Origin of the sequence: Lysobacter sp. Root76, assembly GCF_001428685.1 — a bacterium.
Taxonomy (GTDB): domain Bacteria; phylum Pseudomonadota; class Gammaproteobacteria; order Xanthomonadales; family Xanthomonadaceae; genus Lysobacter.
The window spans coordinates 101,416-123,941 of record NZ_LMIK01000006.1 but is presented as its reverse complement, the minus strand read 5'-3'; the positions used below and the strand labels follow the sequence as shown (position 1 = coordinate 123,941).

21 protein-coding genes are annotated in these 22,526 nt (G+C 69.0%); 4 read left to right on the top strand and 17 right to left on the bottom strand.

Annotation, left to right across the window (positions count from 1 at the left end; all coding sequences use genetic code 11):
* Positions 1-593: 593 nt before the first annotated feature.
* The 3 genes from ASE10_RS12535 to ASE10_RS12525 form a co-directional block, all read right to left on the bottom strand.
* Entirely contained in the window at positions 594-1,895 is a 1,302-nt protein-coding gene (locus ASE10_RS12535; RefSeq protein WP_082559811.1) for a glycerophosphodiester phosphodiesterase family protein, read from the bottom strand.
* A gap of 224 nt (positions 1,896-2,119) precedes the next feature.
* Positions 2,120-2,425, bottom strand: coding sequence for a hypothetical protein (locus ASE10_RS12530; RefSeq protein ID WP_055906201.1), 306 nt, complete (start codon positions 2,423-2,425; stop codon positions 2,120-2,122).
* Between the two features lie 81 nt (positions 2,426-2,506).
* A complete protein-coding gene (locus ASE10_RS12525; RefSeq protein ID WP_200944198.1) occupies positions 2,507-3,568 on the bottom strand; it encodes a hypothetical protein in 1,062 nt (353 codons plus the stop codon).
* A gap of 156 nt (positions 3,569-3,724) precedes the next feature.
* Between ASE10_RS12525 and ASE10_RS12520 the strand changes: the two genes are divergently transcribed.
* A complete protein-coding gene (locus tag ASE10_RS12520; RefSeq protein WP_055906198.1) occupies positions 3,725-5,173 on the top strand; it encodes an amino acid permease in 1,449 nt (482 codons plus the stop codon).
* A 176-nt stretch (positions 5,174-5,349) separates the two neighbouring features.
* Here the strand turns inward: ASE10_RS12520 and cfa are convergent, their stop codons facing one another.
* From cfa to ASE10_RS21100, 5 genes are all read right to left on the bottom strand, one after another.
* Positions 5,350-6,519 carry a cyclopropane fatty acyl phospholipid synthase gene (gene cfa / locus ASE10_RS12515; RefSeq protein WP_055906195.1) on the bottom strand — a complete coding sequence of 390 codons (1,170 nt, stop codon included), beginning with the start codon at positions 6,517-6,519 and terminating at the stop codon, positions 5,350-5,352.
* A gap of 150 nt (positions 6,520-6,669) precedes the next feature.
* The gene (locus ASE10_RS12510) at positions 6,670-7,515 is read right to left on the bottom strand and encodes a DUF3298 and DUF4163 domain-containing protein (protein WP_055906191.1); all 846 of its coding nucleotides are present in this window, start codon (positions 7,513-7,515) and stop codon (positions 6,670-6,672) included.
* Between the two features lie 96 nt (positions 7,516-7,611).
* Positions 7,612-8,325: a pseudouridine synthase gene (locus ASE10_RS12505; protein ID WP_055906188.1), complete on the bottom strand. Its 714-nt coding sequence runs from the start codon at positions 8,323-8,325 to the stop codon at positions 7,612-7,614.
* Positions 8,326-8,403: 78 nt separating this feature from the next.
* Positions 8,404-8,676: a GNAT family N-acetyltransferase gene (locus ASE10_RS12500; RefSeq protein WP_055906185.1), complete on the bottom strand. Its 273-nt coding sequence runs from the start codon at positions 8,674-8,676 to the stop codon at positions 8,404-8,406.
* A 57-nt stretch (positions 8,677-8,733) separates the two neighbouring features.
* On the bottom strand, positions 8,734-9,798 hold the full coding sequence (locus tag ASE10_RS21100; protein ID WP_055906182.1) for a hypothetical protein: 1,065 nt from the start codon (positions 9,796-9,798) through the stop codon (positions 8,734-8,736).
* 254 nt (positions 9,799-10,052) lie between these two features.
* Here ASE10_RS21100 and ASE10_RS12490 point away from each other — a divergent pair, with 254 nt between their 5' ends.
* A complete protein-coding gene (locus ASE10_RS12490; protein ID WP_055906178.1) occupies positions 10,053-10,256 on the top strand; it encodes a hypothetical protein in 204 nt (67 codons plus the stop codon).
* A gap of 25 nt (positions 10,257-10,281) precedes the next feature.
* Here the strand turns inward: ASE10_RS12490 and ASE10_RS12485 are convergent, their stop codons facing one another.
* From ASE10_RS12485 to ASE10_RS12475, 3 genes are all read right to left on the bottom strand, one after another.
* Positions 10,282-10,884 (bottom strand): rhomboid family intramembrane serine protease, encoded by a 603-nt coding sequence (locus tag ASE10_RS12485; protein ID WP_055906173.1) that lies wholly within the window; start codon positions 10,882-10,884, stop codon positions 10,282-10,284.
* 23 nt (positions 10,885-10,907) lie between these two features.
* Positions 10,908-12,536, bottom strand: a complete 1,629-nt coding sequence (locus tag ASE10_RS12480; RefSeq protein ID WP_055906170.1) for an oligopeptide:H+ symporter — start codon at positions 12,534-12,536, stop codon at positions 10,908-10,910.
* A 181-nt stretch (positions 12,537-12,717) separates the two neighbouring features.
* Complete coding sequence (locus tag ASE10_RS12475; protein ID WP_055906167.1) at positions 12,718-13,347, bottom strand: glutathione S-transferase family protein; 630 nt, start codon at positions 13,345-13,347, stop codon at positions 12,718-12,720.
* A 169-nt stretch (positions 13,348-13,516) separates the two neighbouring features.
* On the opposite strand from ASE10_RS12475, the gene ASE10_RS12470 reads away from it, so the two are divergent.
* Both ASE10_RS12470 and ASE10_RS12465 read left to right on the top strand, forming a co-directional pair.
* Positions 13,517-15,280 (top strand): M14 family metallopeptidase, encoded by a 1,764-nt coding sequence (locus tag ASE10_RS12470; RefSeq protein ID WP_056305334.1) that lies wholly within the window; start codon positions 13,517-13,519, stop codon positions 15,278-15,280.
* Between the two features lie 161 nt (positions 15,281-15,441).
* Positions 15,442-16,197: an endonuclease/exonuclease/phosphatase family protein gene (locus tag ASE10_RS12465; RefSeq protein WP_235565858.1), complete on the top strand. Its 756-nt coding sequence runs from the start codon at positions 15,442-15,444 to the stop codon at positions 16,195-16,197.
* A gap of 215 nt (positions 16,198-16,412) precedes the next feature.
* Here the strand turns inward: ASE10_RS12465 and ASE10_RS12460 are convergent, their stop codons facing one another.
* From ASE10_RS12460 to ASE10_RS12435, 6 genes are all read right to left on the bottom strand, one after another.
* Positions 16,413-17,021, bottom strand: a complete 609-nt coding sequence (locus ASE10_RS12460) for a YdeI/OmpD-associated family protein (protein WP_055906158.1) — start codon at positions 17,019-17,021, stop codon at positions 16,413-16,415.
* A gap of 39 nt (positions 17,022-17,060) precedes the next feature.
* A complete protein-coding gene (gene thpR, locus ASE10_RS12455; protein WP_055906155.1) occupies positions 17,061-17,645 on the bottom strand; it encodes an RNA 2',3'-cyclic phosphodiesterase in 585 nt (194 codons plus the stop codon).
* Between the two features lie 35 nt (positions 17,646-17,680).
* On the bottom strand, positions 17,681-18,793 hold the full coding sequence (locus ASE10_RS12450) for a hypothetical protein (protein ID WP_055906152.1): 1,113 nt from the start codon (positions 18,791-18,793) through the stop codon (positions 17,681-17,683).
* A 39-nt stretch (positions 18,794-18,832) separates the two neighbouring features.
* Positions 18,833-19,540: a helix-turn-helix domain-containing protein gene (locus ASE10_RS12445; RefSeq protein ID WP_055906149.1), complete on the bottom strand. Its 708-nt coding sequence runs from the start codon at positions 19,538-19,540 to the stop codon at positions 18,833-18,835.
* On the bottom strand, positions 19,537-20,178 hold the full coding sequence (locus ASE10_RS12440; protein ID WP_200945861.1) for an SRPBCC domain-containing protein: 642 nt from the start codon (positions 20,176-20,178) through the stop codon (positions 19,537-19,539). The genes ASE10_RS12445 and ASE10_RS12440 overlap by 4 nt, the downstream gene beginning before the upstream one ends.
* A 405-nt stretch (positions 20,179-20,583) precedes the next feature.
* Positions 20,584-22,491: an ATP-binding cassette domain-containing protein gene (locus ASE10_RS12435; RefSeq protein WP_055906146.1), complete on the bottom strand. Its 1,908-nt coding sequence runs from the start codon at positions 22,489-22,491 to the stop codon at positions 20,584-20,586.
* Positions 22,492-22,526: the final 35 nt, after the last annotated feature.

Genomic DNA, 22,526 nt, shown 5'->3' with positions numbered 1-22,526 from the left:
ACTGGATCTAGCGCGATCGCGGCTTACGCCGCTCCCACAGAAGGTGCCGATGCCTCGCACTGGATCTGGCGCGATCGCGGCTTACGCCGCTCCTACAGAAGGCGCCGATGCCTCGCACTGGATCTAGCGCGATCGCGGCTTACGCCGCTCCCACAGAAGGYGCCGATGCSTCGYACTGGATCTRGCGCGATCGCGGCTTACGCCGCTCCNGCGCCGATGCCTCGCACTGGATCTAGCGCGATCGCGGCTTACGCCGCTCCCACAGAAGGTGCCGATGCCTCGCACTGGATCTGGCGCGATCGCGGCTTACGCCGCTCCCACAGAAAGCGCCGGCTGGCCGTATGTTTTGGGGTAGGAGCGGCGTGAGCCGCGACCGCGAACCGCGAACCCCCGCGCCGTCCAACGCGAGTTCGCGGAGCGCTTGCCGAAGCTTGCGCCGCGTCCGATCTGGCGTGGTCGCGGCTCGCGCCGCACCTACCCCCAGCAGGTTTCGATTCGGGACGGAGCGGCTCGCACCGCCCCTGCCCCTCAAGGCGGGTTTCGATTCGGGCGGCTCGCACCGCCCTGCCCCCAGGCAAAAACGACGCGCAGCCTCAACGCTCGCGCAGCGGGCGGTGCAGGTCGAGGAAGATCTCGCGCGCGGCGACGCCGATGTCGGGCTGGTCGGTGAAGAAGCCCTGCACGCCCAGGCCGTAGAGCTGCACGGCCTCGGCCAGCGCGGTCTGCGGGATGCCGTTCGGGCTCAAGCTCAGGAACGGTTCTTCGGCGCGCACCGTATACGGATGCACCACCAACCCTGCCTTCAGCGCCCAGGCCAGCATCGGATGGACGACGCCGGTGTTGCGTGTGCCCAGTTCGGCCTTGCCGTCGCCGTCGGCGTCGAGCTTGGGATCCAAAGCCAGGCGCGGCAGCAGGCTGCTCTTGGACGGACCGACGCCGCTGGCGTAGTTCGCCTTCATCCAGCGCAGCACCGGCTCGCTGGCCAGGTCGCCGTAGCGTGTGTTCGCGCCCAGGCCGCCCTCGGCCTGCTGGGCCAGGCCGCCGTAGATCGCGCCCAGATCGGCGCCATGGGCGAGGTTATAGGCCAGGTCGTAGGGCCTGCGGCTCTGGAAGTCGTCGTACAACTGCACCAGCGGCAGATCGACGCCGGCGCGCGGCATGATCCGGGTCTTGAGCTCGATCAGGTTCTCGAATTCGAAGCTCTGGATGTAGACCCGGCGCGGGTCGGTGAAGCCTTCGGCGACCAGGGTTTCGATCAGCTTGGCGCCCAGCGACATCGCGATCGGCGTGCCGTCCAGGCGCCGGCCTTCGCGGGCGAAATAGGTCGGATGCTTGGTTTCCGGATAAATGCCGATGCGGCGGCCGCCGCGACTCTCGCGCTGGGCCAGGCGCACGACCTCGGCGAAGGTCGGTATCTGGTACATGCCGTCGAAGCGCGCGTTGGCCGGACGGATCGCCGGAATGCGCTCCTTGGCGCGCAAGGTCTTGAGTTCGGCCAGGGTGAAGTCTTCGGTGAACCAGCCGGTGACCGCGGCGCCGTCGAGGGTCTTGGTGGTGCGGCGGTCGGCGAACTCGGGATGCGCGGCGACGTCGGTGGTGCCGGAAATCTCGTTCTCGTGGCGCGCGACCAGCACGCCGTCGCGGGTCGCGACCAGGTCGGGCTCGATGAAGTCGGCGCCCATGCGGATCGCCAGGCGGTAGGACTCCAGGGTGTGTTCGGGACGGTAGCCGCTGGCGCCGCGGTGGCCGATCACGATCAGGCCATGGCGGTCCGGGGCGTGCCGGTCGGGCGTACGGTCGGTCACGGCGGGCATCTCGGCGCAGGCGGCGGCGCTGACGGCGGACAGCAGCAACGCGCCGAACAGCCGGGCCAGCTTAGTGCAATGCGGGGTCATGGCGGGCAACCTCGGGCATGGGGGAAGGCCGGCTCCCCTGCGTGCCGGCATCGCCATGCTCGCCGGCGAAGATTGCGCGGACTTGACCGTCGTCCGCCGCGATCGCCGGACTGCGACCGCGCTCGCATTCCGCGCCGGCCGCGGCCGCGCACGGCGACAACGCACGCGGCCGCGGCCGGCCCTGCCTCTTGGCGGCCCGGCATCGCGCCGGGCCGCGCCTGCCTTCAGTGCGCGCTCTTCCAGGCGTTGATCGCGGTCACCGTGCCGTCGCAGACGGTGATGCCGAGCCGGTCCTCGCTGCGCTTGCCGCTGGGATAGATCTCGATGCCGTTGGCGCTGGTCGCCCATTTCTGGGCGACGATCCCGTTCTGCTTCAGGATCAGCAGCCATTGGTTGACCTGGTCGCCGTTCACCGGTTCGGTCTCGGTGCACAGCGTGTCGATGGTCTGCAGCGTCGCCTCGGCGGCGACCGGATTGTCGAGCTTGGAGATCTTCTTGTCGGTGACATCTTTGACGTATTCGTAGGTCATGGTGCTGGCTCCGGGCGCACGGCGCCCTTGCGATGGACTAAGCGGTGGAAGCCGCGACCGCAACGGCGGTCGCGGATGCGATCACTCTTCGAGCACCGAGAAGTGGGTCTGGCCCGGCCACACGCCCGACATCTCGATGTGGCGCTGGCCGCTCAGCCACTGCCCCAGCGGCCGCGCCCAATGACGGCGGTAGTGATCGGAATTGACCAGGCCGACGAAGGTCACGTGGAGATCGATGTCGGTGGCGTCGAGCGGGATGTTGCCGATCGTGCGCGACAGGCCGCCGCTGATCTCGAACTGTTCGCGGCGCTGGCCGTTGGGCGTGTTGTAGGTCAGCAAGATGCGGGTGATGTAGGTGCTGCCGGGGCGGTTGTTGAAGAAGATCTGGAAGCCGCCGAGCTTGCCGATCCAGTTCGGCATCAGCAGGCGTCCGTCGAAGGACGCGAACGAATAGGCGATCGGCACCGGCTCGACCGGCCGCGTGTTGGCCTGGTCCGGCCACAGGTGGCGGTCGACGTCGCGCGCCTTGCGGATCGAACTGAACGAACCTTTGCCGCTGGCGCCGCCGAGCATTTCCTGGACCGCGCTGGCGCGGCCGGCGATCGAGAACGAGGCATCGTCGGACTGCGAGCCGACGTTGAGGCCGCTGTTGGCGAAAATCACGTTGGTGACCACGCCGAAGCCCTGGGCGATCTCGCCGCGCCCGCCGAAGCCGACCGACGCGGCCTGCTCGGCCAGCCAGTCGACGCTGCGCTCGACCACCGTCATGTCGTTCAGGAAGGACTCCTGGCGCAGCGAGAACTCCGAGGCGATCGAGTTGCTGTTGGCCATCGACCAACTCACTTCCAAGCCGGCCTCGCCCTTGATGCCGGAGTCCGGATCGGTGGCCTCGGCGCTGACGTCGACGCTGGCCTCGGTGCGCGAGACTCTTTCCGACGTCAGCTGCCAGGAGCTCGAGGTCGCGGTGTGCCGGATATCGACATCGGGCAGCCGCTCCCGGACCAATCGGAAGTCGCCCGACTCCGGATCGACGATGCCGACCGCACCGGGTTGGATCTGGGCGTTGAGCGCCCAGTTGCCCCAAAATGCCGGGCGGCTGCGCCGGATCAGGTCGGAAAAGGTGCGGTTCCAGCGGATGCTCATTGAATCTCTCCTGTCGTGGCCTGTTGGCCCGGTGACAGGAAAAACGAATCACGCCCGCGGTTGTGACGCGCCCGGAGTGGCCGCATGCAACCGCCCATGCGCCACCGTCCGGCGCGGCAGCGGCTATGATGCTGCGATCACTGGGGAGGACAGCGGATGAGCCTGTTGGCGCGTATCTTGCGGCACAAGTCGGTGGAACAACTTCAGGCCGACATCGGCAAACGTTCGGATTTCCGCCGCGTGCTCGGGCTATGGCAGCTCACCGCGATCGGCATCGGCGGCATCATCGGCGTCGGCGTGTTCGTACTGGCCGGCCAACAGGCAGCCGAGAACGCCGGTCCCGCAGTCGCGCTGTCGTTCCTGATCGCCGGCATCGCCAGCGCCGCGGCGGCGCTGTGCTACGCCGAATTCGCCGGCATGATTCCGGTCACCGGCAGCGCCTACACCTACAGCTACGCCACCCTGGGCGAGCTCGCGGCCTGGCTGATCGGCTGGGACCTGTTGCTGGAGTACGCCCTGATCGTGGCGGTGGTGGCGATCGGCTGGTCGGGCTATGTGCAGGTCCTGCTGGAAGGCGTCGGCATCCATTTGCCGGTGTGGGCGCAAGGCGCGATGGGCACCGGCGAAGGCCGGGTGTTCAATGTGATCGCCGCCGGCGTCACCCTCGCCGTCTCGGCGCTGCTGGTGTTCCGCACCGAGTGGGGCGCACGCTTCAACACCCTGATCGTCGCGATCAAGGTGCTGGCGGTGCTGCTGGTGATCGGCGTGGGCGTGTTCTACATCGACACCGCCAACTGGACGCCGTTCATTCCCGAGCGCGTGATCGGCGCCGACGGCGTCGGCCACTTCGGCTTCGCCGGTGTCGGCACCGCGGCGGCCGTGGTGTTCTTCGCGGTGTTCGGCTACGACACCCTGACCACCGCGGCCGAGGAATCCAAGAACCCGCAGCGCGACCTGCCGCGCGCGGTGCTGCTGTCGCTGGGCGTGTCGATGGTCCTGTACCTGGCGGTGTCGCTGGTGCTGACCGGCATCGCCCACTACTCGACCCTGGGCGGCGACGCGCCGGTGTCGGACGCGTTCGCCGCGCTGGGCCTGCCGTGGATCGCCAAGGCCATCGCGTTCTCGGCGGTGATCGGCATCGCCAGCGTGCTGTTCGCCTTCATGCTGGGCGCGGCGCGGATCTGGTTCTCGCTCGCGCGCGACGGCCTGCTGCCGGGCTGGTTCGCCAAGATCCACCCGCGCTACGGCACCCCGCACCGCCCGACCATCGCCCTGGGCGTGTTCACCGCCCTGGTCGCCGGCCTGCTGCCGATCGGCGAGGTCGCCAAGCTGGTCAACATCGGCGTGCTGTCGGCCTTCATCGTGATCTGCGCCTCGGTGTGGCTGCTGCGGGTGCGCAAGCCGGGCCTGCACCGTGCGTTCCGCACCCCGCTGGTCCCGCTGATCCCGATCGTCGGCATCGGCTTCTCGATCTGGCTGTTGTCCGAACTGCAGGCGATTACCTGGCTGATCTTCGTGATCTGGCTGTCGCTGGGGCTGCTGGTGTACTTCGGCTACGGCATCCGCCACAGCAAGCTGGCGCAGGAACAGCAAAGCGCCGGCTGAGTTTCGCTGGGATGGAGACGGCGGCTCTGCGGGGCCGTCGTCGTCGCTGGGTTTTCGCGATCGCGGCTTACGCCGCTCCCACAGAAAGCGGTGCGACTCTCACTGTGGGAGCGGCGTAAGCCGCGATCGCGCCACCACGACACACCGCGCACGCAAGGCACGCTGCCCGCTGGCCTCTAGCGCGGCGCCACATACCCGCCGGGCACCCCTTCCGGCGACAGCACCAGCTGCCATAGCTGCGCATGACGGCTGCGGAAGCTGGCCATGGCGCCGGCCAGGTAGAAGCGCCACATGCGCTTGAAGCGCTCGTCGTAGCGCGCGTCCAGCTCCGGCCAGGCGCGCTCGACGTTGCTGCGCCAGGCCTGCAAGGTCAGGTCGTAGTCGGCGCTGAAGTTATGCCAGTCCTCGATCACGAAGCGCTGCTCGACCGCCGCGGCGATCTGTTGCGCCGAAGGCAGCATCGAATTCGGGAAGATGTACTTGCCGATCCACGGATCGGTGTGGGTGACCGACTGGTTGCCGCCGATGGTGTGCAGCAGGAACAGGCCGTCGGGTTTCAGGCAGCGCCGCGCGGCGTCGAAATAGACGGCGTAATTGCGCACGCCGACGTGCTCGAACATGCCCAGCGAGAACACCCGGTCGAAGCGCGGGTCGGCCTCGCCGCTACCGCTGTCGCCCAGCGCGCCCGCGCCCAGATCGCGGTAGTCCTGCAACAGGATCTCCACCGGCAGCCCCGCGCACAGCTCGCGCGCGTACTCGGCCTGCTCGCGCGAGATGGTCACGCCGACGCCGCTCACCCCGTAGCGTTCGGCGGCGAACTTCAGGCCCTCGCCCCAGCCGCAGCCGATGTCGAGCACGCGCATGCCCGGAAGCAGGCCCAGCTTGCGGCAGACCAGGTCGAGCTTGGCCTCCTGGGCAACGTCCAGATCGTGCAGCGGCGCGCCGTCGCGGTCGCGCCAGTAGCCGCAGCTGTAGACCAGGCGCGAGCCCAGCATGGCCCGGTAGAGGTCGTTGCCCAGGTCGTAGTGGCGTTCGCCGACGGTGAAGGCGCGCTTGCGGCTCTGCAGGTTGATCAGATGCGCGCGCAGGCCGTCGAACAGCGCGCTCCAGCCGTGCACGCGTTCGTCCACGTGCGCGCGCAGCAGGCGGAACAGCATCCCGTCCAGCGACTCGCAGCGCCACCATCCGTCCATGTAGGACTCGCCCAGGCCCAGGGAGCCCTGGGCGATCACGCGCGAAAAGAAATGCTCGTCGTCGACCTGGATGTCCCAGGGCCGATCGCCGCCGACGCGGACGTCGGCTAGCGCCAGCAAGGCTACGACGCGATTGCGCAACGTGGCGGGCATGGGGGCCTCGGGGGGCGGGGCTAGTGGCTAGCTAGTACTAGTAAATAGTCGCTAGGAATTAGTAATGGTAGTGAGTGGCGAGAGTGGGAATGGCTGACGGTGGGCTATTTGCTATTTGCTATTTGCTATTTGCTATTTGCTATTTGCTATTTACTCGTTACTGGCGCCGGCGAACAGCGTCTTGTAGGCCGGCGCCACGAACGGCAGCAGCACGCTGGCCGGCACTTCCACGGTCTGGGTGCCGTCGGAGTACGGGCCGACCTCGTAGGGCGGGAACACGAAGCGCAGCGCGGTCATCTTGCCGTCGACCGCGACCACCGGCTCGAACAGGGCGAAGTTGGCCGGGTCGGCGCCGGTGCCGTCGTCGATCATGCGGCCGGCGTTCTCGACGACTTCGGCGCGCTCGGCCGGCGCCAGGTCGTCGGCATCGACGCGCTGCGACAGCGCCGAATGCAACTGCTCGCGCACGTAACGCGAGATCGCGTCCCAGCCCTTCTTGTCCGGCACCAGGTCGGTGGCCCGGAGCAGCTTGTTCTGCTGCGGCAGCCACACGAAGCGTGCGATCAGCGGCGAGCCGTGAGCGCCGCCGGTGTAGCTGCTGCCCTCGGCGGCGACCGCGACCAGGCTCGGCGAATCCAGCACCTCGGTGAAATTCAGCGACAGGTCGTAGGGCGCGCTGCCCTCGCCCTTCTTGCGCGCCTGCGCGGCCTCGATCAGGTCGGTGCGGGCGGCGTCGGCATAGCGCTTGAGCTCGGCCGCCAGGCCCGGGTACTTCGCGGCCGGGGTCTGGTAACTGATGCCGATCACGTAGTCGGGCGTGGTCTCGGCCACGTCCTTGAGTTCGACCTCAGGCACGGCCGCGGCGGTGGCGGCGGCTTCGGGCGTCGTGCCCGGCGCCGTGGCGGTCGTGGGGGTGGCGGCCTCGCGCTTGCACGCGACCATGGCCAGGCAAAGCACGGTAACGGCGACGGCGCGCCGGGCGACGACATACTTCATGGGGGGCAGTCCTTTGGTGTTCCGCGGACATTATCGTCCAAACCGTGATGCCCACATGTAAATGCGCGACGAAATTGCGCTACGCGCGGCGGCCGGTCACCACTGGGTGCGGTGCGGCAGCAGTCCCTGCAATTCGGCGTCGGTCAGGTTGCGCCACTGGCCGGGCTTGAGGTACGCCAACTTGACGTTGCCGATGCGCACCCGCATCAGCTGCTTGACCCGGAAACCGAAGTACTCGGCCATCAGCCGGATCTGTCGGTTCAGGCCCTGCACCAGCACGATCCGGAAACCGAAGCGGTTGAGCTTGCCGGTCTTGCACGGCAGCGTGATCTGGCCGTGGATCGGCACCCCGCGGCTCATGCCGCGCAGGAACTCCGGGGTGACCTCGTGGTTCACCGCGACCAGGTATTCCTTCTCCAGCTTGTTCTCGGCGCGCAGGATCTCGTTGACGATGTCGCCGTTGCTGGTCAGCAGGATCAGGCCCTCGGACTCCTTGTCCAGGCGCCCGATCGGGAAGATCCGGCGCTCGTGGCCGACGAAGTCGACGATGTTGCCCTTGACCGAGGACTCGGTGGTGCAGGTCACGCCGGTCGGCTTGTTGAGCGCGATGTAGACGTGCTGGCGCTGGCCCTTGATCGCGGCGCGGGTGCGCAGCTTCTGGCCGTCGACCAGCACCTCGTCGTCCTCGCCGACCTCCGCGCCGATGCGGGCGCGGACGCCGTTCACGGCCACCCGGCCCTCGGCGATGAGGCGGTCGGCCTCGCGTCGCGAGCAATGGCCGGTGTCGCTGATGTGTTTGTTCAGGCGCATGCGGGAGTGGTCGCGGGGGGCGCGGGTCGGGGACGGGCGCGCATGCTGTCACACCTTGGGCTGCGCTGCAGCGTCGGCTCAGCCCAGCAGGTCGGAAAATTCAGGATGGCGCTCGATCCAGGCCGCCGCGTAGGAGCAGGCCGGGCGCACCTTGAGGCCGGCGGCACGGGCGTGTTCGAACGCCGCCCGGACCAGGTGTCCGGCGATGCCGCGGCCGCCGATGGCGTCCGGCACCCAGGTGTGGGTGATCACCAGGTGGTCGCCGTCCAGGCGCGAGTCGAGGTAGGCGATCTCGCCGTCGACGGTGGTGGAGAAGCGGCCTTGAGCGGCGTCGTGCTGGATGTCGGGCATATAGGTTCCTGGTGGGGGGGACGGAGCCCGCGCCTGGCGGGCTCCGTATACGTCGGCTCAGCGATTATCGCGCTTGCCCTGGTTACGTCGATCCTGGGTGCCGATACTGCCCTGGATCGCCTGCATCCGGCTCTCGGCGGCGTGCAGTTCCTCGGCCTTGGCCTCGGCGCCCGGCGATTGCGCGCCCTGCTTCGGGACTTGGCCGTGCTGCGAGTCCAGCTGCTGCCAGGGCGGCGGTTGGCGGTCGTGCTCCTGCTTGGCCTCGAGCAGCTGGCGGGTGTTGGCCAGGGCCTGCTCGGGGGTGATCGGACTGCCGCGCTCGGCCTCGCTGGCCTCGGCGTTCGCGGCTTCCTCGCCCGATGCCGACGCCGCGGGCGCGAGCGGCTCCGAACGCGGTCGGGTCGGCACCGGTGCCGAGGCGGTGGCCGGCTTCTCGACCGGAGCCTTGGCGGCCGGCGCGCGTACGGCGACGGTCGGGACGGCGACAGCCGAGGTCGCGGCGGGCGCGGTGGCGCTCGGGGTCACGGCCGGGCCGGCCGGGCTGCGACGCGGGGCCGGCTTCGCCGCGGGCGCGGCGCTGGGCTGCGCTGCGACCGGCGTCCGGGACGGCGCCTGCTTCGGCGACGGCTTGGCGGCGGCCCTGGGCACGGGCGTCTGCGGCGCGGTCTTCTTGAGCTCGGGCTTCGGTAGCGCCTGCTTGGCGACGGGCTGCCTGGCGACGGGCTTCTCGGCTACGGGTTTCTTGACGGCCACCTTCTTCACAGCCGCCTTCTTCACGGCCGCCTGCTTGGCCATGGGCTGCTTCGACGCCGCGTTCTTGGCCACGGGTTTCTTGACGGCGGCCTGCTTGGCGGTGCGCTTGACGGCCTTCTTGGCCGTCTTGGCGGCCGGCTTGGCGACCGCAGTGCGCTTGCTCGCCGTCTTCTTCACGACCTTCTTGGCCGCTTTCTTCACGGTCTTCTTGGCCGCCGGCCGGGCGGTCTTCTTCACGGCCTTGCTCGTCGCCGGTTTCGCGGTCTTGCGCGCCGGCGCCTTCGCGGCGGTCTTGCGGACCGTTTTCTTGGCGGCGGCCTTGCCGGCCGCGGCCTTCTTGACGGTCTTGGCGGCTTTCTTGGTCGCCATGCCTTGCCTCCTGTCGTGTCTCCGAACGGACGGCGGCGCGGTGCCACCGCTACCCAGGTGGTAGCACGCGGGGCATTCAAGCCGGGTGAGCGAGGACCCGGCCGACACGCCCCATCGCGTCAGCCCCGGCGGGCCCTGGACGGCCAGCGTTGACGCCGTGCGTCACATATTCGGGGTGATGGAGGCCCCAAACGCTGGCACAGTTTCTGCGTCGTTCCCGTTACCAGAGGGAAAGCGAACGAGAGGAAAGGGCCATGTCGATGAACCTGCCCATGAACGCCGTCAGCGATGACGTCCTGGTCACCCGCCTGTACGACCTGGTCCGCGCCGGCGAAGGCGATGCCCAGGAACTGATGCAGCTCGACGCCGCCATCTACGGCCGCCTCGCCGAAGCCTATGGCGAGACCATTCCGGAACTGGAAACCCTGCCCCGCATCGAAAGCCGCTGGGCCGCCTGAACCCGTCTACGAGGGACGGGCGCGATCAGCGGAATTGGGGGTTTGTTAGCTGCTGCAGGAAGAACGGGCCGATCCGCGAATCCACCAGCAGCATGAACAGCACGCCGTAGATCGCGCCCGATAGATGGGCGCTGTGGTTGACGTTGTCGCCGCCGCGCCGATCCATCCAGAACGAATAGCCCACGTAACCGACCGCGTACACGATCGCCGGCATCGGGATCGGTATGTAGATCAGCGTCCAGGGCGCCAGCAGGATAAAGGCGAACAGCACCGCCGAGACCCCGCCCGAGGCGCCCAGGCTGCTGTAGTTGGCGTCGTTGCGATGGCGCAGGTAGGTCGGCAGGATCGCGACGATGATCGCGGTCACATAGAAGAACACGAAGCCCAGCGGCCCTATCAGCGTGTCCAGCACCGGTTCGATCTGGCTGCCGAAGAGGTACAGGGTCAGCATGTTGAACAGCAGGTGCGGCCAGTCGGCGTGGATGAAGCCGTGGGTCAGCAGGCGCTCGTACTGGCGCTGCCGCTCCACCGCCGGCGGCCACAGGATCAGCCGCTGCATCAGTTTGGGTTTATCGAACGCCAGCCACGACACCAGCACGGTCACGGCGATCAGGACGAAGGTCAGCATCGGGCGGAATCTCGCGCTTGCGCTCAGGCGGCTCGGTAGTGGTCCTGCATCGGGTAGCGGCGCGCGTATAGAGCGAACGCGGCCGCGGCGACGAAGGCGAAGCCGGCGAAGAAGAACATCAGGAACGCGTTTTCGCTGAGCCCGGTGCCGGCGATGTGCGAGGTAACGGCCGGGTTGCGCACCGCGGCGTTGGTCAGCATCACCCACAGGTTGCCGAAGGTGCTGGTCAGGTACCACAAGGCCATGATCACGCCCTTCATCGCATGCGGTGCCTGGCTATAGGCGAATTCCAACGCGGTCGCCGAGACCAGGATCTCGCCGAAGGTCAGCAGGACATAGGGAACGACCTGCCAGGCCAACGACATGGGGTGGCCTGCGTCCATATACAACTGCAGCACCGCCGCGACGATCCAGGACAGGCCCGAGATCGCGATGCCGAAGCCCATGCGCCGCAGCGGCGTGGGATTGAGGCCGACCCGGCGCAGCGCCGGATACAGCAGCAGGTTGTTGAACGGGATCAGCAGCATCACCAGCAGCGGATTGATCGCCTGCATCTGCGAGGCCGCGGCGCGCGCGCCGCCTTCTGCGGAGATCAGCCAGCTGGGCCACCACCACAGGTCGGTCGGCACCACCATCTTCTGGCCCTGCAGCACCCAGGTCGACGCCTTCTGGTCGAACAGCGACCAGAACGGGGTCACCAGGGCGAACACGATCACGATGCGCAGCACCGCGCGCACGCCGTCGACGGCGGCGTCCGCATGCTTGCCGCGCGCGCGGTCGAGCTGCAGCGAAATGCCGTAGCCGCCGAAGCCGATCAGCAGGCCCAGCGCCAGGCAGGCGCTTTTGACGAAGCCCATCGCCGGCACGAAGCTCAGCGACAGCGCGCCCAGCGCCAGCGCCACGCCCAGGCCGGCCACGATCGCGCCGGGGTTGCCCTGCCCGGCGACCTTGCCGCTCAGCGCGGTGCGGGCGACGTTGAAGAACGAATCCGGATCGGGCGCCTCGCGGGTAGGCGGTACCCGCACGTAGCGGTTCCGGCCCAGCCAGAAGATCAAGGTGGCCAGGAACATCAGCGCGCCGGGAATGCCGAAGGCGATGCTGGGGCCGTACTCGCGCAGGAAGATCGGCATCAGCAGGGACGCGAACAGCGAGCCGAAGTTGATCGTCCAATAGAACGCGTCGAACACCAGCTTGGCCTTGTGCTTGTTGCTCTGGTCGAACTGGTCGCCGCAGAACGACACCACCAGCGGTTTTATCCCGCCCGCGCCGAAGGCGATCAGGAACAGGCCGGTGTAGAACCCGGTCTGGCTGTGCTCGAACATCGCCAGGCAGGCGTGGCCGGCGCAGTAGATCAGCGAGAACCAGATGACGGTGTTGTACTTGCCGAAGTAGCGGTCGGCCAGCCAGCCGCCCAGCAGCGGGAAGAAGTAGGTGCCGATCATGAAGCTGTGGAACACCTCCTTGGCCAGGTGCTCGCGCTCGGCCAGGTCGGAGGTGGACGCCAGCAGCAAGGTCCCGACCAGGAACGAGGTCAGGATGTTGCGCATGCCGTAGAAGCTGAAGCGCTCGGCCGCCTCGTTGCCGATGATGAAAGCGATCTGGCGGGGCATCCGCCCCTGCGAATCGGCAATGGCGGTGGCGGCTTGGCTCATCTACGACGGTCCTGCGGTTGCGGTCCGCTAAGCCTAACCGATCGTCGCAGCCGCACCGCCGGGGCCGGGGCCGCCCTTCGGCGGGCGGCGGCGGACGGCGCCGCATCCGGCCCGATGCGGCACAGCCCGGCTCGGGCCGGCTTGTCTGACCAGCAGGTCAGGCCGGCTTTTCAGGCCGCGCTCAGGCCCATTCGCTCAGGCCTTCGCGCTCGTACAGGGTCCGGAACGAAGGCCGCGCCTTCATGCGCCGGGCCAGCTCCCCCAGGTGCGGCCAGTCGTGCGCGGGGCGCGGGGTGTTGCGGCTCCAGCGCATCAGCATGGTCAGGTAGAAATCGGCGATGCCGGGCGCCTCGCCCAGCAGGTAGGGGCCGTGCTCGGCCAAGTGGGTGTCGATGCGCTGCCAGGCCGCCTCGACGCGCTCGGCGATCGAGGCGCGCACCGCATCGGGCTCGGCGCCGGCGATGTCGCCCGGGTACCACCACAGCCGCAGCGGCGACTGCACGGCATTGGCCAGGTACAGCATCCACTGGTAGTAGCTGCCGCGGCGCGGGTCGGACGGCAGCGGCGCGAAGCCGGCCTCGGGATGGCGGTCGCCGAGCAGCAGCAACAGGCCGGCGGTTTCGTGGAGCGCCTCGCCGTCGACGATCAGGGTCGGAATGCGGCCGGCAGGATTCAGCGCCAGATAGTCGGGACGCCGGTGCGCGCCGCTGTCGATGTCGGTCAGGCGCAGTTCGTGCGGCTGGTTCAGTTCGATCAGCAGCCAATGCACGACCAGACTGGCGGCGCCGGGCGAATAATAGAGCGCGTACATGCGGTCGATCCTGCAGGCGGCGGAGCAGTCTATGCCAGCCGCGCATCCGTACGCACGCGCGTGGAACGCGACCCGCATGTGCTGACGCCGGCTGTCAGTAGTGTGCAAGCGATGCACAGCTGCGGCAGCAAGGCTCCGTTACCATTCGGGCTGACCTGGGAGACCCCGCATGACCCGCACGCTACTGCTCGCTGCGCTGCTCGCCACCGCCCTGCCCGCCGCGGCCGATACCTCGCTCAGTACCGTTGCCGAACGCAGCGGCTTCATCAAGACCGGCCGCTACGACGAGGTGATCGCCCTGTGCGAGGCCTATGCCCAGCGCTACCCGGACGCGGTGCGCTGCAGCGACTTCGGCACCTCGCCCGAAGGCCGGCCGATGAAGGTGCTGATCGTGTCGCCGGCCGGCGCCTTCACTGCGCAGGCGGCCAAGGCCAAGAACCTGCCGGTGACCCTGATCCAGGGCGGCATCCACTCCGGCGAGATCGACGGCAAGGACGCCGGCTTCCTGGCCCTGCGTCAGGCCCTCGACGGCGAGGCGGCGCCGGGCGCGCTGGCCAAGCAGGTGCTGCTGTTCGTGCCGGTGTTCAACGTCGACGGCCACGAGCGCTACGCGCGCTGGAACCGACCCAACCAGCGCGGTCCGGAGGAAATGGGCTGGCGCACCACCGCCCAGAACTACAACCTCAACCGCGACTACCTCAAAGCCGACAGCGCCGAGATGCAGTCCATGCTCAAGCTGGTCGGCGAATGGGACCCGCTGGTCTACGTCGACCTGCACGTCACCGACGGCGCCAAGTTCGAACACGATGTTTCGATCCAGGTCGAACCGGTGAAATCCGGCGACCTGCCTTTGCGCAAGGCCGGCATCGCGCTGCGCGACGGCGTGATCGGGCAGCTGGCCAAGCAGGGTTCGCTGCCGCTGCCGTACTACCCCTCGTTCGTGCGCAACGACGACCCCTCCTCCGGTTTCGAGGACGCGGTCGCGCCGCCGCGCTTTTCGCACGGCTATTTCCAACTGCGCAACCGCCTGGGCATGCTGGTCGAAACCCACTCCTGGAAGGACTACCCGACCCGGGTGCGGATCACCCGCAACACCATCGTCGCCGTGCTCGAAGGCGTCGCCGCCAACGGCGCGGCCTGGCAGCGCGAAGCCGCCGCCGCCGACCAGCGCGCGGCCAAACTCGCCGGCCAGCCGGTGGCGCTGGACTACAAGGCCGGAGCCAGGACCCGCACCGTCGCCTTCCGCGGCTACGCCTACACGCGCACGCCGTCGGAGATTTCCGGCGCGCTGATGACGCGCTACGACGAGAACACCCCGCAGGTCTGGAACCTGCCCATGAAGGACGACGTTCAGCCCAGCCTGACCCTCAAGGCGCCGCGCGGCGGCTATCTGGTGCCGGCCGCGCACGCGGCCTGGGTCGCGGCCAAGCTCGACGTGCACGGCATCGCCTACCGTCGCCTCGACGGCGCCTTGCCCAAGGCCCGGGTCGAAACCTTCCGCGCCGACCAGGCCGATTTCGCCGCGCAATCGGTCGAAGGCCACCAGCGCCTGACCGCCAGCGGCGAGTGGAAGCCGGAAGTCCGCAACGTCGCCGCCGGCGCCCTGTTCGTGCCGATCGCCCAGCCCAAGGCGCGCCTGGCGATGGCGCTGCTGGAACCGCAGGCGCCGGACGCGCTCGCCGCCTGGGGCGAGTTCAACAACGCCTTCGAGCGCAAGGAGTACATGGAGGACTACGTGGCCGAGGACGTCGCCCGCGAGATGCTCGCCGCCGATCCCAAGCTCAAGGCCGCGTTCGAGCAGAAGCTGAAGTCCGACCCGGCCTTCGCCAAGGACCCGCAGGCGCGGCTGGAGTTCTTCTACCGCCGCCACTCGTCCTGGGACGACAGCTACCGCCTGTACCCGGTGCTGCGCATCGGCACGGTGCCGCGTTGAGCCAGCGGGCGGCCAGCCGGCCCGCGCTGCGCCACCTCGTCGCGCGGCTGCTGACGACCGTCGCAGTGCTGGCGGCGGTCGCGGCCGCGCCGGTCCATGCCGCCGGACGCAAGGCGCATTCCTCCGGTCGCGACCCGGCAGACCGCATAGGCTCGGCAAGCATGCTCTCCGTCGTCACCCTCAACCTCTGGCACGACAAGGGCGATTGGCCGGCGCGGCAGCGCCAGATCGTCGCCGAACTGCGCCGACTGCAGCCCGACGTGATCGCGCTGCAGGAAGTGCTGCAGCACGAGAACCTGCCCAACCAGGCGCAAACCCTGGCCGACGCCCTGGGGTACCGCGCCTACTTCGTCTCGGTCGACGCCGCCGACGCGCCGCGCCGCTACGGCAACGCGATCCTGAGCCGGCGCCCGCTGCTGGCGCTGGACTGGAAGCCGCTGCAGCCCGCCGACGACTACCGCACCGTCGCCCATGCCCGCATCGCCGTGGACGGACGCACGGTCAATCTCTACGCCACCCACCTGCACTACAAACCCGAAGGCGGCGCGATCCGCAAACGCCAGATCGACGACCTGCTGGCCTACATCGACGCCAGCGCCGACGGCGCGCCCAGCCTCGTCGCCGGCGACTTCAACGCGCCCGAGCATGCGCCCGAGTTCGCCCAATTCCGCCAGCGCTTCGATAACGCCTACGGCCGCCTGCACCCGGGCATCGCCGACGACGCGCGCGAGCACAGCACCCTCAACCTCAACCAGTACGCGCCGCTGCGCATCGACCACATCTGGTACGAACCGGCGGCGTTCGCGGCCGAATCGGCGCAGATCCTGTTCAGCGCGCCCGACGCCGACGGCGTCTGGGCTTCCGACCACTACGGGGTGCATGCCCTGCTGCGGATGCTGCCGCCGCCGGGGCGCTGAGCGAGCGCTCGTAGGACGCTGACAGCCGCGGTTGCGCCGCGGGGCGATGGCCTCCTCGCTTTCTGTAGGAGCGGCGTAAGCCGCGACCGCGCCATCGCAACTACGACGAATGGCGCAGTGCAGCGAGGGATGCCGGTCGCGACTCACGTCGCTCCTACCCCGAAGCGGCAAGCGGTTTCGATGGCGTCGTCGCGCGCACGACGCCCTCCTCCCGATCAGCGCTCCATGTATTTCCAGTTGCGCTGCTTGCCTTCGGCCAGCCATTCCACCGTCTGCTCGACGCGCTTGAGCCGGGTCGCCTCGCGCTTGGCCTCGGTGATCCATTCCACGTACTCGCGGCGATGGCTGGGCGCGAACGCATCGAAGGCCTTGCGCGCCTTGGCGTTCTTCTTCAGCGCCGCGGCCAGGTCCGGCGGCACCTCCACCGGCGGCTTGGGCGTCGCGCTCTTGCTCGAAGACCGCTTCACGCCGGCGTCGATCAGGGCCATGGCCTGCTTCACATAGCCGGACAGCACACGCTTGCCCGGCAGATCCTTCACGCCGGTCAGGCGTCCGAACTGGCCCATGGCCTCGTCGCCCTTGCTGCCGTCCGGACCGACGATATGCGCGCCCTGCCAGAAACCGAAGCTGGCGTGCTGCTTGAACGCGGCCATGCCGCACAGGATCTGGCCGTGGTAGACGAAGCTGGGCATGCCCCACTTCATGGTCTCCTCGACCTCGGGGCAGGCGCTGTGGATCACGCCGCGCAGATGGGTGAGCAGCGGCCGGGCGAACTCCGCCGATCGGGCGATGTAGGCGTCGATGCGCGGATCGGGCTGGCCCATGACGGCCTCCGTGGCGAGGACGGCCTTATTCTGCCCCGCTCACTCCGCCAACGGCCACTGCCCCAGCACGGTGTAAGCGTTGCGGCTGCCGAGCTGGCTGTGGATCAGGGCGAAATCCGCGACCCGCCAGCGGATCGGCTCGACCGCGACCGGCGGATGCAGCGGGCCGGCGGCGTCGCGCACGATGGTCACGTGCGGCGTCAGGCCATGCCCGCCCTCCACCCGCACGCCGCGTTTGGCCAGGGCCACGCCGAGCCGCTCCCACAGCGCCTGCAATCCGGCCGGCGTGTGCTCGCAGCCCAGCCACCACGGAATCGAGCGATTGCGGAAACTGCCGGCGCGGTCCAGGCACAGGTCGAACGCGTTCGCGGCGACATCGGCCGCGGCCGCCTGCGCGGCTTGCGCGCGCTCCTCCTGGAAACGGTCGGCATCGCCGAGGAACTGCAAGGTCAGGTGATAGCGATGCGCGCCGATCAGACGGCCGCCGGCGTCGTGACGCTGACGCAGGGCCGAGGCGAGCTCGGCCATGCGTTCGCGCGTGGCCGCATCGGGCAACAGGGCGAAGAACAAACGGTGGATATCGGCAGACGCCGCGGGCGCTGCGCCGAACAGGTTCTGTTGCATGTCCGGCAGTTTAGCGCCCGCGGCCTGCGACCGACTCAGCTCTTCGGCGCGGCAGCGGCGATCACCGGCGTTTCCGCCTCGCGCTTGCGCGTGTCCTCGATCAGGACATCGCGCGCGGCGCGGCGCAGCGACTCGGGGTCGGACTGGCGCAGATCGCCGCTGGCCGGCAGACCGAGCTTGGCCTGCACGTCGGCGATCACGCGCTTGTTCGCGTACGGATGCGGGTGATCGGGCTCATCGTCCTGGCTGCGGTAGAAGCGGTCGATCAACTTGATCCGGGTGTTGTCGGCCTTGGCCAGCTCGACCAGCTTGGCGCGGTACTCCAGCGCCCACGCCGGCATGTCGGGCCAGCGCTTCATGTCGGCGTAGTGCTGGGATTCGTGGCCGAGAAAACTGACCTGGAAATCCTCGCCCTTCAGGTCGCCGTAGGCCGAGCGCACCGCGTACAGGCCCTCGGGCTTGGCCCAACCGGCCGCGCCGGTGGAACCGCAGGCGCTGTAGTGGGCCCAGCCGCGGCTGAGCCAGCCGTCCATCACGAACACCTTGACCGGTTGCTGTTCGCCGCCGGGCAAGGCGACGGTGTAGTCGCGCTCCTCCTGCTCGCCCCACAGGAACAGGTCGTACAGCGGCGGCGTGCGGCCCTGCAAGGGATGCAGCCCGCTGGCGCGCAACTTGACGTTGATCCGTTCGCTCAAGGCGTCGAAGGCCTCGTCGCCGTCGGCCGGCGGCGGCTCGCCGATCGCGGCGGCCAGATCGGCCTTGAGTTTGGCGTCCTCGGCGGGTCGCTGGGCCGGGTCGCGGACCGCATGCCACCAGTAGCGCTGATAGATATCGAGCACGCGCCGGGCCAGCGGATCGCTGACCTCGCCGGCCGGCGGCGGTGGCGAATTGCGCTCATGACGATCGAGCATGCAACTGCGGAACGCCGTGTCCTTGGCGTTGAACTGTTCGGCCGGCGCCGCCTTCAAGGCCGTCAACGCGGTCGGCACGTCGGCGCGCAGCGAGGCGCCGATCGCTTCGCTGACCGCCTTGGCGGCGAGCGGGCCGCTGGGCTCCGGCGTCGGCGACGGGGTCTCGGCGGAACCGCCCAGCGCCCAGGCCATCAGCAGGGGCAAAGCGGTGGCGGCGGACAACAGGGAAAGTTTCATCGCGGAGACTCCAAAGGCGCGGGGGGCGCGTTGGAGCCATTAGGCCGCGATGGCGGCGTGCCGGTCTTGTACGTACTTGATCTGCAGCCGCAGCCGCGCCGGCGTGCAGCCGGCATGGGCGACGACGATTCGGTGCAGATGGCTCTGATCGGCGAAACCCGCCGCCGCGGCGACCTCGGCCAGGGGCAGCGCGCCGCCGAGCAACTGCAGGGCGCGGCGCCAGCGCGCCTCGCGGCGCAAGGCGCGCGGCGACATGCCATAGCTGCGACTCAAAGCGCGGCTGGCGTGCTCGGCCGAGACGCCGAGCCCGCGCGCGAGCACGGCGATGTCGTGTTCGGACTCGGCCATGGTGCGCAGCAGCTCGCCCTGCCAGTCGGGCAGTTCGACGGCGGCTTGCGGCCGGGCGCAGGCCAGCAGTTCCGACAGACGCTGCGGGCAACGTTCGAACACCTCGGCCGCCTCGCGCAGGTCGTGCACCTGCCAGGCGCTCGCGGCGAATTCGAAGCTTCCTGGCGCGAGTTCGATATTGATCGCGCTCGCGCCGAGTCCGCCGAAGCGGTCGCCGTGGGCGTGATACGCCGGATGCAGGACCAAGGTGCCGGGTCGACACGGCAGCGGGCCGTCGATGCTGGATTCGGTGTAGTCGCCGTCCAGCACCAGGGCGGCGTAAGGCGCGCTATGGCGATGCGTCGCCAGGGTCGCTCCGCGCTCGTGGCGGGTGCGGTAGGCCGCGCCGGCAGGATTCACTCGCTCGGCTCCGAGGGTGTGCGTTGCGTGTTTTCGGTTTGGGAACCGCTGCGCTGCGAACCGGCGCGCTCGCCGCCGGAAGCACCGGCACCAGCACCGGCCGCGCCCGAGCGGTTACCCGGCTTGCGCAGGTAATCGGCCAGACCGAGCAGTTGCAGTCCCTGGACCTTGTCGACCACCGGCGCGAATTTGCTCAGATCGTCCGGCGTGTAGCCGCCGGCGCGATAGCTCAGGGTGATGCGGGTGCCGCCGCCGTCGGCCGGCGCCAGGCGGAATTCCATCGCGCCGCTCAGTCCCATGCCCTGCAGCGGGCCCAGCCCGCCGAGCAGGCGCAGGGTCTTGCCGGGATCGACGAAGGCCACGGTCATGTGCAGCGCCTGCCGCTGGCCGTCGAGATTGGCTTCGCAGAAGCAGCCGCCGGCACGCGGCTCGATCGAGAGCCTGGATTGCGCGCCCCACCAGGTGTGGTCCTTCGGCCACCAGCGATCGACGTCGCCGACCAGCGCCTTCCAGGCCGTCGCCTGATCGACCGGCACGACCTGCTCGTTCTCGATGCTGAAACCATTCGCGGCGACATCCTTGACCGCGGCCGAGGCCGCAGCGCTGGTCCCCAGCAGCAGCGCCGCGGCGCATGCCATTGCGATCCGATCCATAGCCGCCCACCTCTCGCCGAGCCCGCGCCGGGCCGATGCGGCGATTAGGAACCGGCGCCGTGCCGGCGCGCAAGCGACGGAAGTCGGGGGTGCCGCATCGGTGGACGTCTGTGGGAGCGGCGTAAGCCGCGATAACGCAGTCGCCCGTCGCTGTGCCCGCCCGGGAAAATAGCGATGACGGCAACGCTACGCTGCCTGCGAACGAAACCGACGCGGTGAGTCGGGATGCGCGTCGCGGCTTACGCCGCTCCTACCCCAAAGCGGTCGATCTGCTCGAAGCTTGAGCGGCCTTGGGGTAGGAGCGGCGTAAGCCGCGATCGCGCAGCCACCGATCGCGGTGCCATCCAGAGCAAACCGCGACCCAGCACCCTCACCTACCGCCGAGCCCGCTCAGCCCTCAAGCTCGCTCCAGCGGCCATAGGCACGGTCGAGTTCGGCCTGGGTCTTGGCGAGTTCGGCGTTGTGCGCCGCCATCGCCGCGGCGTCGCGCTGGTAGAACGCGGGCTCGTTCATCTGCGCAGTCAATGCGGCGACGCGCGTTTCCAGGGTTTCGATCAGCGCCGGCAGTTGCTCCAGCTCGCGCGCTTCCTTGTAGCTGAGCTTGCGCTTGGCCACCGCCGGCGCGACGGCTTCGGCCTTCACCGGCTCGGCCTTGCTCGCACCCGCAGCGGCCGCGCCCGGCTTGCCCGCGCCGACCGACGCCAGCGGACGCTGGCGCAGCCAGTCGGTATAGCCGCCGACGTATTCGCCGACCCGCCCCTCGCCTTCCATCACCAGGGTCGAGGTCACCACGTTGTCGAGGAAGTCGCGGTCGTGGCTGACCAGCAGCAAGGTGCCCGGGTAATCGCCGAGCAGCTCTTCCAGCAGCTCCAGCGTCTCCACGTCGAGGTCGTTGGTCGGTTCGTCCATCACCAGCAGGTTGGACGGCTGCGCGAACAGCTTGGCCAGCAGCAGGCGATTGCGCTCGCCGCCGGACAAACGGGTGATCGGCGCGCGCGCGCGTTCGGGCGTGAACAGGAAGTCCTGCAGGTAGCCGATCACGTGCTTGCTCTTGCCGCCGACCTCGACGAATTCGCGGCCCTCGGCGACGTTCTCGATCGCGTTCCAGTCCTCGCGCAAGGTCGCGCGGTACTGGTCGAAATAGGCGATCTGCAGCTTGCTGCCTTCGCGCACTTCGCCGGACTTGGGCTGCAGCTCGCCGAGCAGGATCTTGAGCAAGGTGGTCTTGCCGCTGCCGTTGGGTCCGATCAGGCCGATCCGGTCGCCGCGGAAGATCGTGGTCGAGACGTCGCGCAACAGCGGCTTGCCGCCGAAATCGAACGACACCGACTTGGTTTCGACGACCTTGCGGCCGGAGGCTTCGTTCTGGGCGAAATCCATGCGCACGTTGCCGACGGTGTCGCGCCGGGCCTGGCGCTCGACCCGCATCGCCTTGAGCCGGCGCACGCGGCCTTCGTCGCGGGTGCGGCGGGCCTTGATGCCCTGGCGGATCCAGACTTCTTCCTGCGCCAGCAACTTGTCGAAACGGGCGCTCTCCTGGGCCTCGGCGTTCAGGCGCTCCTCGCGGCGACGCACGTAGTTCTCCCAATCGCCGGGCCAGCTGGTGACCTGGCCGCGATCGATCTCGACGATCCGGGTCGCCAGCGCGCGCAGGAAGCGGCGGTCGTGGGTCACGAACACCAGCGCGCTCTGCCAGGACTTGAGGAACTGTTCGAGCCAGTCGATGGCTTCGATGTCGAGGTGGTTGGTCGGCTCGTCCAGCAGCAGCAGGTCCGGTGCCGACACCAGCGCGCGCGCCAGCAGCACGCGCCGCTTCATGCCGCCGGACAGGCCGGAGAATTCGACCTCGCCGTCCAGGTCGAGCCGGGTCAGGGTCTCGGTGACGCGCTGATCCAGGCCCCAGCCCTGCGCGGCCTCGATCTTGGTCTGCACGTTGGCGACCGCATCGGCGTCGTAGGTGTCGGCGTGGGTCAGGTGGTGGTATTCGGCCAGCCAGTGGCCGAGTTCGCCCAGGCCGTCGGCGACCACGTCGAAGACGGTGCCGTTGGCGCCGGGCGGGACTTCCTGTTCGAGCCGGGCGATGCGGGTATTGCCGTCGCGGCGTCCGCCGTCGACCAGGATGCGGCCGTCGTCGGGCTGGATTTCCCCGGCGAGCAATTTCATGAGCGTGGACTTGCCCGCGCCGTTGCGACCGATCAGGGCGATGCGCTCGCCCGGTTCGATGGACAGTTCGACGTTTTCGAGCAGGAGCGGGCCGCCGACGCTGTAGTCGACGTTCTGAACGGTGATCAAAGGCATCCGACCATTGTAGCCGGCGCACGCCCCTGGGCGCC

Coding starts and splice junctions, on each gene's coding strand:
- ASE10_RS12520 (WP_055906198.1), top strand. CDS start 3,725: ATGAGCCTGTTGGCGCGTATCTTGCGGCACAAGTCGGTGGAACAACTT.
- ASE10_RS12525 (WP_200944198.1), bottom strand. CDS start 3,568: ATGAGCATCCGCTGGAACCGCACCTTTTCCGACCTGATCCGGCGCAGC.
- ASE10_RS21100 (WP_055906182.1), bottom strand. CDS start 9,798: ATGGCGACCAAGAAAGCCGCCAAGACCGTCAAGAAGGCCGCGGCCGGC.
- ASE10_RS12450 (WP_055906152.1), bottom strand. CDS start 18,793: ATGAAACTTTCCCTGTTGTCCGCCGCCACCGCTTTGCCCCTGCTGATG.
- ASE10_RS12485 (WP_055906173.1), bottom strand. CDS start 10,884: ATGCTGACCTTCGTCCTGATCGCCGTGACCGTGCTGGTGTCGTGGCTG.
- ASE10_RS12480 (WP_055906170.1), bottom strand. CDS start 12,536: ATGAGCCAAGCCGCCACCGCCATTGCCGATTCGCAGGGGCGGATGCCC.
- ASE10_RS12470 (WP_056305334.1), top strand. CDS start 13,517: ATGACCCGCACGCTACTGCTCGCTGCGCTGCTCGCCACCGCCCTGCCC.
- ASE10_RS12530 (WP_055906201.1), bottom strand. CDS start 2,425: ATGACCTACGAATACGTCAAAGATGTCACCGACAAGAAGATCTCCAAG.
- ASE10_RS12505 (WP_055906188.1), bottom strand. CDS start 8,325: ATGCGCCTGAACAAACACATCAGCGACACCGGCCATTGCTCGCGACGC.
- ASE10_RS12535 (WP_082559811.1), bottom strand. CDS start 1,895: ATGACCCCGCATTGCACTAAGCTGGCCCGGCTGTTCGGCGCGTTGCTG.
- thpR (WP_055906155.1), bottom strand. CDS start 17,645: ATGCAACAGAACCTGTTCGGCGCAGCGCCCGCGGCGTCTGCCGATATC.
- ASE10_RS12500 (WP_055906185.1), bottom strand. CDS start 8,676: ATGCCCGACATCCAGCACGACGCCGCTCAAGGCCGCTTCTCCACCACC.
- ASE10_RS12510 (WP_055906191.1), bottom strand. CDS start 7,515: ATGAAGTATGTCGTCGCCCGGCGCGCCGTCGCCGTTACCGTGCTTTGC.
- ASE10_RS12475 (WP_055906167.1), bottom strand. CDS start 13,347: ATGTACGCGCTCTATTATTCGCCCGGCGCCGCCAGTCTGGTCGTGCAT.
- ASE10_RS12440 (WP_200945861.1), bottom strand. CDS start 20,178: ATGGCATGCGCCGCGGCGCTGCTGCTGGGGACCAGCGCTGCGGCCTCG.
- cfa (WP_055906195.1), bottom strand. CDS start 6,519: ATGCCCGCCACGTTGCGCAATCGCGTCGTAGCCTTGCTGGCGCTAGCC.
- ASE10_RS12435 (WP_055906146.1), bottom strand. CDS start 22,491: ATGCCTTTGATCACCGTTCAGAACGTCGACTACAGCGTCGGCGGCCCG.
- ASE10_RS12465 (WP_235565858.1), top strand. CDS start 15,442: ATGCTCTCCGTCGTCACCCTCAACCTCTGGCACGACAAGGGCGATTGG.
- ASE10_RS12490 (WP_055906178.1), top strand. CDS start 10,053: ATGTCGATGAACCTGCCCATGAACGCCGTCAGCGATGACGTCCTGGTC.
- ASE10_RS12460 (WP_055906158.1), bottom strand. CDS start 17,021: ATGGGCCAGCCCGATCCGCGCATCGACGCCTACATCGCCCGATCGGCG.